This window comes from Klebsiella planticola ATCC 33531, from assembly GCF_000735435.1.
Lineage (GTDB): Bacteria > Pseudomonadota > Gammaproteobacteria > Enterobacterales > Enterobacteriaceae > Klebsiella > Klebsiella planticola.
In genome coordinates this window covers 35,787-47,382 of the sequence record NZ_JMPP01000045.1, presented here as the reverse complement: position 1 = coordinate 47,382, position 11,596 = coordinate 35,787, and the positions used below count along the sequence as shown (strand labels likewise).

The 11,596-nt window shown below is 56.5% G+C and carries 5 protein-coding genes and 1 pseudogene; 1 reads left to right on the top strand and 5 read right to left on the bottom strand.

The genetic code is table 11. The annotated features are described in order from the left end of the window. Nucleotides 1-452, bottom strand: a 452-nt coding sequence (locus GRPL_RS07655; protein ID WP_032700008.1) for an NAD-dependent epimerase/dehydratase family protein, incomplete at its 3' end; no start/stop codon positions are given. 97 nt (nucleotides 453-549) lie between these two features. On the opposite strand from GRPL_RS07655, the gene GRPL_RS07660 reads away from it, so the two are divergent. Beyond that, a complete protein-coding gene (locus GRPL_RS07660; RefSeq protein WP_032700006.1) occupies nucleotides 550-1,437 on the top strand; it encodes a LysR family transcriptional regulator in 888 nt (295 codons plus the stop codon). A gap of 63 nt (nucleotides 1,438-1,500) precedes the next feature. Here the strand turns inward: GRPL_RS07660 and GRPL_RS07665 are convergent. The 4 genes and pseudogenes from GRPL_RS07665 to GRPL_RS07675 form a co-directional block, all read right to left on the bottom strand. Beyond that, a pseudogene (locus tag GRPL_RS07665) lies at nucleotides 1,501-1,821 on the bottom strand (DUF1294 domain-containing protein); the annotation flags it as partial. 290 nt (nucleotides 1,822-2,111) lie between these two features. Then, nucleotides 2,112-2,384: a hypothetical protein gene (locus GRPL_RS07670; protein ID WP_032700003.1), complete on the bottom strand. Its 273-nt coding sequence runs from the start codon at nucleotides 2,382-2,384 to the stop codon at nucleotides 2,112-2,114. Between the two features lie 71 nt (nucleotides 2,385-2,455). Beyond that, nucleotides 2,456-2,632 carry a YnfU family zinc-binding protein gene (locus GRPL_RS28515; RefSeq protein ID WP_213084091.1) on the bottom strand — a complete coding sequence of 59 codons (177 nt, stop codon included), beginning with the start codon at nucleotides 2,630-2,632 and terminating at the stop codon, nucleotides 2,456-2,458. 296 nt (nucleotides 2,633-2,928) lie between these two features. Beyond that, nucleotides 2,929-11,511, bottom strand: coding sequence for a glycoside hydrolase family 94 protein (locus GRPL_RS07675; RefSeq protein ID WP_032700011.1), 8,583 nt, complete (start codon nucleotides 11,509-11,511; stop codon nucleotides 2,929-2,931). Nucleotides 11,512-11,596 lie beyond the last annotated feature (85 nt).

The window sequence follows — 11,596 nt, the reverse complement described above, 5'->3', positions numbered from 1 at the left end:
CACGTGAGCTGGGCGGCGTTAAATTCAGCGCCCGGGACGCCAGGATCGCTTTCACGCGCCGGGGTTTTGAACGGCCCAAGATGCGCGCCATAGACCTTGTATCCTTGCATCAGACTGACCGTTTGCAGCGGAGCCCGGTCCTCGATTTGACTGACCAGATTACGCAGCATGGTAACGTTCGGGGCAACCATCTCCGTCCAGTTTGCGGCATTCACCCAGGCGCTGTAAAAAATATGGGTGATATTGCTAAGGGGCCGCAGCGCCCGCGCGCTGTCCTCGGCATCGAGTAAATCAACCTCGACCAGCGGAATGCCGTCAGGGTGGGAGAGGGCATGGCGGCTCAGTCCGATGACCTCCCAGCCATTACGCAGAAGCGTTTTGACAAGCTGGCTGCCGATAATACCGCTGGCGCCGGCGACCAGCGCGACTTTCTGTTGCTGTATCTTATTCATCATGTTTCTCCAGGGAAGGTGACAGAAACAGTGTGATATATTATTTTTTTCACACATATCCCCTGAAACTGATGGCACTTATAAGCAGAATCATTAAATGAATAATAAGCTTAATGCGATAGCCACTTTTTTACGCGTCGCCGAGGCGGGTTCTTTTTCTGCGGCCGCTCGCCAGAGCGGGATGAAGCAATCTGCCGTCAGTCAACAGATTGCGGCGCTTGAAGAGGAGCTCGGCGTGGTATTGCTGCATCGTACTACGCGGGTGATGGCGCTGACTGAACAGGGGGAAAGCTACCGGCGTGATATGCAGCTTTTGCTCGAGGCCATGCGGGAAGCGGAAAGGCGGTTGAACCCTGCCGATCATCAGTTTCAGGGCCGGGTACATGTGCAGTTGCCGAGCGGTCTGGGGCAGATTTTTATGCCCCACCTGCTGGCGCTGCAGAAAAGGAATCCCGGCTTGCATCTGATGCTGTCACTGGATGACCGCATCGCCGATCTGGTTACTGAAGGGGTCGATGTCGCGCTGCGGCTGAGCCATGAGCCACCGCAAACGCACGCGGCGCGCGTGCTGGCGCGTATTGAAACGGCGCTCTTTGCGGCACCTGATTTTACACCGCTGCACTCCGTCAGCGAGCTGGCGATGCATCCGCACGTGCGCTTCAGCGCTATCCCGCTGGAAGCACCGCTCCGCTTGATTTCGGGTCAGGATGCTCTCGATGTGAAGGTGAATACCGTTTTCCGGGCCAATACCAGTGAGGCTCTGCGCCAGGCGATTGAATCCGGCCTCGGTATCGGCGGTATGCAGCTCCCGCTTGCGGTCAGGGCGGTGCAATCCGGCAGGCTGGTACCGGTGTTACCCGCGTGGCGCTTACCTGACCGCTTCCTCTACGCCGTCTATCCCGACGCCCGCTTTATCCCCCAGAGGGTCAGAAGCATTATCAGCGCCATCGAATCCTTACTGCCTGACATTACGGGCAATATCTGAAGGCGAGATATTCGCGTTGGGGAAAAGCGAACGGGAAACGGTCGAAGCAGAGTGCGAAGAGAACTGATAAACCGCCAGCGTCGCGAGAATACTCACTATCACGCTGATGATGAAGTAGGTTTTAAAGGGCTGTTTTTGCGTTTTATGGCGGAAGATCTGTTGACCGACAATCGCACCAGGCCATCCGCCGACAAACCCGAAGACCAGCAAGGTCGATTCCGGCACCCGACGCCAGGCCTTGCGCGCCGCCATTTTATCCATGCCGTAAATCACCAGCGTCAGTACGCTGACGAGCAGGAACCACGTAACATAAGGATGCGGAGTCAACAGGCTCGCGGTCGCCGCGCAAACGAGGAGTAAATAACAGAAGCGATTGAGATTCATACCATTAGCCAGCAGCGATCGGTGAATGTAGAGGGCGAATTATACTCACCATGCGACCGGAAGAAAAATCTGCTGATGGCCTTCGCCGCCCGTTGCGCCTCGGACATAAATCAGCGCGACAAGCAGGACTCATCCTTTCCACCAACGCGTTAAGGTGCTTCAAACGGTTTATGCACACTGGCAGGCCAGGGCGCCGGGTGAACCGGGTGGCAAAAACGCCGGACGCAGCGTCGGTTTAATGACGTGAGTTTACAGCGCAGATGTTATTTCTGATAGCGCGTTCATGAATATCAAAAACACTCAATAAATTGTCTGGCGGATTCTTTTTCATCAAGATATTCAAAGCCGAGCAAACGAATTTTTACATGGTTGTAAAACCATTCGTTACCCTGTCGTTGGATCATTTCTCCGGGAATGAAGCATCGCCCTGTTGCTGCCCGAATAATCGCATATTTACCATTGCTAAACCTTACCCTATGGATGCAGAAAGGCTGGTTCGCTTCTCCAGGATGACGGCTGGCAAGAATATCGCCTTCAATAAAAATATCTTTTCTGGTTTTCATAAGCCTTTCCTTTATCGCCGTGGTAAAACAGGTATGTTGCTGTTTTTAAAGGGTTGAGATTGACTTGCTGCTCAGCCGCCAATACACCAGCATTCTGAGGGTCGGAAGTGTAATCCGCATTGCGGGCAGTGCAGAATCGCATCTTTGCGTAATTTACCGGCCTTCTGGTCTGCTATGCAGGAACAGGCGGGGCAAGTGACATGGACAGGTCTTTCTTTGAACTGTCTGATTCCACTGGTGTAAGACATAAATTTATTCTCTGAGGGGTGTGTTATTTATTATACGCCTTTCTTGACGGTTATTCTTTTTATTATATTTCTGCGCTGAAGAGGCTAAAGACGAGCCGTTAATGGATCCTCGCGCAATTGCACGCGGCGGGGAGAAATTGATAACGAAATCATATTGTCTCACCGCAGTTAACCGGCTAAGCCAAATAGCTAAGCCAAATAAAATTTGGATAATTTCTCGATGCAGCGCGCCAATGAATATTGGCCAAAATAATTCGCGCATTAACGACTGGCGTTAATGCGCGGGTTGTTTGCCATCAGTTCTGAATGATATCGAGGCTATGGGGCTGTCCGTCATCCAGCAGCGGAATGGTATCGTCGGCGAGGAGCAGGCCATCCAGGGTGGCCTGGTATTGCCCGTCGCCACGTGAGACGGTAATGCGATACTGACTATCGCGGTATTGATAAGTCAGGGCAAAAGAGGGCCAGCTGGCCGGCAGCAGCGGGTGAACGGTGAAGGACGTCGCGCCGCGTTTTATTCCCAGCAGCTCCTCTGTCAGCAGACGATATGCCCAGCCCGCTGAACCGGTATACCAGCTCCACCCGGCCCGGCCGCTATGCGGGGCGACACTGTAGACATCCGCACTCATCACATAGGGCTCCGCCATATATTTTTCCACGCCATCGGCATCCAGCGCGTGGTTTATCGGATTGATCATCGACCATAGCTGCCACGCGCGTTCCGCGTTCCCCATGCGGGCAAACGCCATGACCGCCCAGATGGCGCCGTGAGTATACTGCCCGCCGTTTTCCCGCACGCCGGGCAGATAGCCCTGGATATAGCCCGGATTAGGGCCGTGGCCGTCGAACGGCGGGGTTAATAGTTTTATTAATCCGCCCTCGTTATCCACCAGGTACTTATCCAGCGCCTGCATCGCCAGCTCGCTGCGCGTCCGGCTGACCGCGCCGGAGAGCACCGACCAGCTCTGGGCAATCGCATCAATTCGGCAGTCCTGCGAAGCTTTTGACCCGAGGGGAGTCCCATCGTCAAAATATCCTCGCCGGTACCATTCGCCGTCCCAGGCGGAGGCTTCGAGATTGTTTTGCAAACGCAGCGCCTCGCGACGACACAGGGACGCGACTGCGTCATCCTGGCGCCGATCGGCAAGTGAAGCGAAGCGTTGTAAAATATCGTACAGGAAGAAGCCCAGCCAGACGCTTTCACCTTTACCCTCAATGCCAACCCGGTTCATCCCGTCATTCCAGTCACCCGCGCCCATTAGCGGGAGACCGTGCGGTCCGGACTGTAATCCGTGCTCAATGGCTTTGACGCAGTGTAACCAGAGCGTCTCTTCGCTACTGCTCTGGACCGGGGTATCGTAAACCGACTCTTCGCCAGCGGAGAGCGGACGCCCCTGCAGATAAGGGATATTCAGGTCCAGTATTTCTGGGTCACCGACCGTTTCGACATAGTGACAGACGGCAAACGGCAGCCAGAGGTAGTCATCAGAACAACGTGTCCGTACGCCGTTACCGTGCGGGGGATGCCACCAGTGCTGCACATCTCCTTCAATAAACTGCCGGGAGGCGCAGAGTACAATTTGTTCGCGCATTTTTTCCGGGGCGGCGTGGCTGAGAGCCAGTGTATCCTGCAGCTGATCGCGAAAACCAAATGCGCCGCCGGATTGATAGTATCCGCTACGCGCCATCAGGCGACAGGCCATCGTCTGATACAGCAGCCAGCCGTTGACCAGTAAATTCACGGTGGTATCCGGGGTCGTCACCACGATTTTATCGAGCGCGTTATGCCAGTAGCGGTGAACATTATTCAGTTCCTGGCGGACGGTATCTTCATTGAGATAGCGGGCAAGCGTCTCCTGAGCGCGGCTATGGTTTTCTTCCGCGCCAAGGACGAAGATAAAGGTCCGCTGATCGCCATCAATTAAGGTTGCCGCGGATTGTACTGCGGCGCAGGGATCCAGGCCGGCGCCTGTTTTCCCCGAGAGCCTGCGCAGTGCCATCGCCTGCGGATTTTGCAATGAGCCATTGCGCCCAATAAACTCGCGGCGGTCGCCCGTCAGCGAGCAGTAAGAACCGCTGACGGCAAAGAATGCCGTGCGCTCGCCGCCGTTAGCAGCGTAAAAATTATTGGCCAGCACCCCGCAACCCGCGGAAAGGGTGACGGGATACGTCACGATATGGGAGGCGGTGCGGGTGCGTAAATCTCCGAGCGTCCATTCAGCATAGCCGGTGACCGACAGTTTCCGTGTTCGCCCCGAGTTATTACTGAGCGTCAGGATCGCCAGTTTAACCGCCGCCTGTTCGGCGACCAGTACCGTCAGTTCACTGTCTATCCCGCTTTCACGATGGGAAAACACGCTGTAGCCAAACCCGTGGCGGGTGAGATAATCACCGTGTCCGCGCACCGGCAATACCGTCGGCGACCAGCATGCGCCGCTCTCTTCATCGCGCAGATAAAAGGCTTCGCCGCTGCGATCGCTTACCGGATCGTTTTCCCACGGCGTCAACCGGTACTCATGCGCATTCTCATACCAGCTGTAGGCTTGTCCCGCCTCCGAGATAACGCTGCCAAAACCGGGATTAGCCAGGACATTTGACCAGGGCGCTGGCGTCGGCTGGTTTTCGCTGAGGACAATCTGATACTCCCGCCCGTCCTCTGAAAAGCCTCCGTAGCCGTTGAAGTGGCGTAACTTACCGCTATCCGGTGTCCAGTCGACATGTTGGTTTCTCTGTGCCGCCGCGTGCGCAATGAATCGCCTGGTCGGCGGGGTTAACGTATGAATGCGCTGGTTAAGCTGTTCACTGAGTCCGCCGGCGCGATCATCAAGATACAAACAGGCCACGCTCATCAGAAGCTGCTTATCTTCGGCGGAGAGATGTTCGCCATTGCGGACAAAAATGCCGCCCGACTGATCCAGCAGGCTGGCTCCAGAGCGGGCATAAATCAAATCCATAATCTGGTTTTGCAGTATCTGTTGATAGCCGCCGGGACTCTCATTGAGGATCACAAGGTCGACCTCCAGTCCTTTCTGCCGCCAGTATCGGTGCGCCTGCACAAGGGTAGTGACCGAGGCGATGCTCTCTTCGCTGGTGATGCTGAGCAGCACTATCGGCAGATCGCCAGATATAGCCCAACCCCACAGGCCGGACTGGCCTCGTCGGTTACGGCTGATAATCTGGCCGTCGGCCCGCAGTTCCTGACAGGGATAAAGCACCGCACTGGCGAGACGGTTAAACAGCGTGGCATCATCTTCACTGGCATTCATCTGGCGTAATACCACCAGGCTATGGGACCACGCCAGCTCAAAGATACGGTCAGCGATGGGGTGATCCCGATATTTTTCCAGTAACGCCAGACTTTGCTGGCGGCTTTCGCCGATGCCATAGACGATATCAATCGTAACCGGTTGTCCCGGCAGCAGCGTAATCGCGTGGCGTATCGCCAGTATCGGATCCAGTACCGCCCCAGAGGTGTTGCTGAGCGCGCCATTTTTCCCGGCTGTCTGCGCATCTGAAGGGGTTCTGCCGCGACCCAGAAACCGGGCTCTGTCCGTTTCAAACGAGATACTTTTACTGCTGTTACCATGCACGACCACCATGTGCAGCATGCAGGGGGTTTGTTCATCCGGCGAGCGCGGGCGGCGATGACAGAGGATCGCCTCACGATCGGGGTTAATCTCCGTCTGAATGAACAAATTGCTGAATGCCGGATGCGCCCGATCGCTGGCGTCGGGCGCCAGCACCACTTCGCAATAGGTCGTCAGTTCAAGGTCACGGGGCAGCCGTCCTCTGTGTACCAGGGTGAGCCGCCGCAGTTCAATGTCATCTTCCGGGGAGACCACAATCTGAGTTCTGACGCTCAGCGAACCGAAAGTCCGCCGGAACTCAGCGCCGGCATCGGTAAAGATCGCTTCGTCGCCGCTATCGGCATCTGTGCCGATGGGATGCCAGGTGTTGCTCCAGACTTCCTCCGTTTGCGAATCGCGGATATAGCAGAATGCTCCCCAGTTATCGCGGGTCGTATCGCTGCGCCAGCGCGTGAGGGCAAGATTGTTCCAGCGGCTGTAACCGCCGCCGCCTGGGGTCAGCATCAGATGGTAATGGCCGTTGGACAACAGCTGCACTTCAGGGACCGGGGTATCTGCTCCGCTGAAAATACGCGGTTCATAGCGAACCGGTTTGACTCTCCCTTCATGGGATTCGAAATGACGGCGCGGGCTGTAGAGATCGACCGCATCCGGGACGCGTTCCTGCAGCAACAGGCTCGCCGAGCGGAAGGCGGTACTGGACATGAATCGCTCGGTCATCGGGGCGTTAAGCAGCACGTGAGCCAGCGCCTGAAATGCCATCCCCTGATGATGCGCCATCCAGGACTGGACGACAGCATACAGTTGCCCGGTCGCGAGGCGGGAGGGGGTATAGTCCAGCGCCTCATAAAAACCGTATTCGCCGCGCGCGCCGTTTTTTTCCAGGCTGAGCAAATTGTCGCAGGCCTTGTACGGGGAGACCATCAGTGCCAGCAGCGTGGCGTACGGGGCGATCACCATATCGTCGGCCAGTCCTCGCCGCAGACCGAGGCCCGGTACGCCAAATGCCTGGTACTGATAATTGTGCTGAACATCAAAAGCATGATAGCCGGACTCCGAGACCCCCCATGGCACGCCACGCTCTTTGCCCCAGTGTATCTGACGTTTCACCGCTGACTGGCTCATTTCATCCAGCAGGCAGCCGGGCCAGGTGGGCATCACCAGATTCGGCATCAGGTATTCAAACATCGAACCGCTCCATGACATCAGCGCGGTGTCATGATCAATGGTGGTGAACAGCCGCCCCAGGGCATACCAGCTTTTTAACGGTAACTGATTCGTCGCGATGGCGAGAAAACTGGTCAGGCGGATTTCAGAGGGCAGCAGATCGTAATGGCTTTTATCCGCAGTATTGGTATCACAGTTATAGCCGACGCTGAGCAGACAGGTCGCTTCGCTGTACAGAAAGGCAAAATCCATTCTCGCATGATCGTTCAACCGCTGTTCAAGTTCAGTGAGAATCTTCAGCCGCATGCGGGCCAGCGCCGTAACCGATGCCGGAGGCGTTCCTTCGCCGCTATAGCTCGCGCTGGCGAGCCAGCTCAGCGTCGGTAGCTGCGGTTCATTATACGTCTGGGGTAACCAGCCCAGTAGATGCGACCATTCATGGCACAGTTGCACCAGCTGATGTTCAAGATGCGCTGTCCAGCGCACCACCCGCGGGTTTTCCTGAGCACACTGCGTCGTCAGATGGTTACATTGGGCGCGCATTTTCTTCAGTTCGCCGAACAGCTGGCCCGCAGGCAACGACACCGCATTCAGACAGTGCTTGCGCAGCAGTCGCAGGCCGGTTGGCGCGTTTTGCCCCCAGTATTTTTCCAGAATAATCAACGTGTCGTTCAGCCCGGCCAGCAGCTGCTCGCTGTTCAACACCGGCTGATAACGCATCGCGGACAGGCCTTCGCGTAATGTCAGTAAATGACCCGCCATATTGCCGCTGTCAACGCTTGAGACATAGCGTGGGTTGAGCGGGGCGAGCGTGCGGGTGTCATACCAGTTAAAGAGGTGGCCGCGGAAGTGTTCCATTTTATCCAGCGAGTCGAGCGTCAGCGTCACGCGTTGCAACACCTCGCCCCCGGGCAGGTAGCCAAAATCCCAGGCGGTCAGGTTGGCCATCAGGGAGAGCCCGATATTGGTGGGGGAGGTGCGATGTGCGACGGTGGGCTGCGGTATTTCCTGATAATTATCCGGGGGAAGCCAGTTTTCTTTTGCCGTGGCAAAGGTCTCAAAGAAGGCCCAGATTTCGCGGCTCGTCTGACGCAGCAGCTGCTTCTGGTCCGGATTCAGTGCTATCGTCTTACGCACAGGCTGGCGGCTTAACCCGCTCATCAGTAGCGGCGCCAGACACCACAGCATTGCAACGGGCAGGGCGATAGCCAGCAGCGGTGGGGCAAAATGATACGTCATCATCGCCAGGGCGACCCCGGAGACCACATTAAGCCACATCGCCCGATAAAAACGCAGCACCGAAAGGTGGGACCGCTGGCTGTCCGGCGCGTGGCTGGCCCACTGGATGAGATTGCGCTGACTGATAGCAAGACGCCAGAGCGTCACCGTAATGGCATAGCATGAATATCCGGCCTCGTGCGGCAGGAGAACAAAATTGAGTGCGATCCGGGAGAGCCGCTTCAGCGCGCCGGCGGCGACCAGCGGAAGATGTAGCCGCAACGGGCGACGAGGGGGTTTATGAAGAAGGTCGTGAAGGATACTCAGAGCCGCCGGCAATAACCACACCAGCGTCAGCGCGCCAAGCCAGTAGAGCGGGTTGGGAACCCAGAGCAGGGAACAAAAAAGAAGTACCAGTAACGACGGGGCGACCAGGCTGCGGCGTAAATTATCAAATAACTTCCACCAGGAGAGCGGAGATAACGGATTTTTATCCCGCGTTCCATCCGCTTTTCTGACGTACGGGCTGAGCCAGTTAAGCAGCTGCCAGTCGCCACGGATCCAGCGCGTACGGCGCGCAACGTCTGATAGATAGTTGTTTGGGTATTGTTCGTAGAGTAAGACTTCACTGAGTAGCCCGGAGCGGGCATAGCACCCTTCGAGTAAATCATGGCTGAGAACCAGATTTTCCGGGCAGGCGTTGGCTGTGGCCTGGACAAAGATATCGACGTCATAAATCCCTTTACCAACGAACGACCCTTCGCCGAAGAGATCCTGATAGATATCCGAAGACATCATCGAATAGGGATTATTACCCGGTACGCTGCTGCGTAGGGCAGCATAGCGCCCCTGTCCGTTACGCGGCATCTCCTCTGCCAGTCCCGGCTGTAAAATACCATACCCTTTGACGACCCTCTGTCGCAGCGGATCATACACTGGCTGGTTGAGCGGGTGCGCCATGGTTGCGACCAGTTTATGCGCGGTGTCGCGTGGCAAAAGCGTATCGCTGTCCAGGGTGATGACATATTTAATCGGGCCCGGCAGCTGGTGCGCAGGCAGCCCGGCGACACTGGAAAACTGGTTTGCCGGGTGGCGCAACCAGTGGTTCAACAATGCCAGTTTTCCCCGCTTACGTTCATGACCCATCCATGTTTCCTGTGCCGGGATCCATTCAGGCTGACGGTGCAGAAGATAAAAGCGTGGGCGGTTGCCGGGATAGCGTCGGTTAAGCGCCTCTGTTTCCGTGATGGCCTGCCTGAGCAGCAGGGCGTTTTCCGGCGGATTTTCAACCGTTGAATCAGCAAAATCAGTGAGAAGAGCGAAGCGGAGGTATTCATTCTGATTGCCCAGCCAGCACACTTCAAGACTGGTGAGGAGCTGACTGATGCTTGCGTGGCTGGTCAGCATACAGGGAATAACCACCATCGTCGCACAGTCAGCGGGAATTCCCGCGGAAAAATCCATTCGTGGCAAAGGCCGGGGAGTGCGAAAACGGGTGGTCGCTTCGCTGAGCAGATCGCTGATTAACTGGCTCACCGCCACAATCAGCGGCACCGCCAAAAGGATCAGTATCCAGCCCATTCCCTGTTGCGCAGTGGCGTGCAGGATTCCGGCCGTTACGGCCGTCGTTAACAAACTGAGACTGCCGAGCCATGACAACAAGGGGATTTTGTTGAAACTGTGCCGCAGCCGGATAAGTCCTGGAGTGTCAGCGCAGAGTTGCACTTCCAGCTGTTCGCGGCCTTCACCTGCCAGATAATAACCCACATGATGTCCCGGCGTGGCGGGCGCGTTTTCCTGAGAAAGCGCCAGCACCCGCCTGGCGACTTCGGGCTCGCTGAACCGACTGTCTCTGGCCAGAATCTCGATGACATGGCGGTAATGATCCCGGGTATCAAAGTGCATCCGGGAATAGGTATCGGCTGGGTCAAGACGCAATGTCTGCTCCACGACGCTGATCGTCTCGGCAAAATCGGCCCAGTTTGTTTCGCTCAGCAAACGTAAACCCGCGATGCTGTTGCTGACAGAAAGCTGGCTGGCGGCAAGCTGTTGATTGAAGCGGTGAATGAGAACCTCGGTCGTCACGCCCTGTTCAGCAAGACGTTGGTCCACCCAGGTCAACGGCAGCGCCAGCGCATTGCCATGCCCCTGCAGGCGACGTACCAGTTCCGCGACAAACGCGCTGCTGAGCGGCGGTCGCGCGCGCGCCATGTCGGCAACCACCATGATTAAATCGGCGGGCGTATTCTCCGCACATTCGAAAATCCGCGTGAGCCATGTGTCCGCCAGGCTGCGCTCTTGCTGGGCTTTTACCACTTCGATACTGACACGACGCAGGTTTTCGATCAGCGACAGACGCAGCATGCCAGGTAAAGCCCAGACCTCGCCTAAAGTCAGCGGCGTCACCTGCTGATAGGCGGCGATATAACTGGTGAGGCTGGCTACGTCCCAGCGTCCGTCCCCGTGGGCAATCGCTTCAGAGGCGATATCGTAAATACGCGGGCACTGGTGTGGCGATATCAGGGCGGGGAGACCTTTGCCAAAGCTTTTCGGCAGGTGCTGGCGGACAATACGAATCTGCTCCTCAATCAGGTAATAATTATCAAGAAGCCACTCGCCTGCGGGCATAATACTCGATTTTTTCCCGGCATTGAGCGCATAACAGTTATGGGTGATCACGGCCTCGTTATCGCCAAGCCGTTTGAGAAGATAGTAAGGCAGTTTGTCCGGCGACAGCTTATGTGTATGCGCCAGTTTTTGGCCGTAACGTTCCATCTGGAGGGCCGAAAACAGCTCTGGCCGCAGACTATTTTCACCGCTCGGGTCGTTGGCCGGGAATGGCGCCCGTCCAGGGATTTTCGTAAAGGGGTGAGCGCGGCTAAACCATGCTCGGGGATTCATTTTCATAGCGTTGCTCTGATGCGACATTAACGCGCAGGAGCAGTTGCGAAATCAGTTCAGAAACGTTCTCTCAGGATGGGCGTGAGGCATC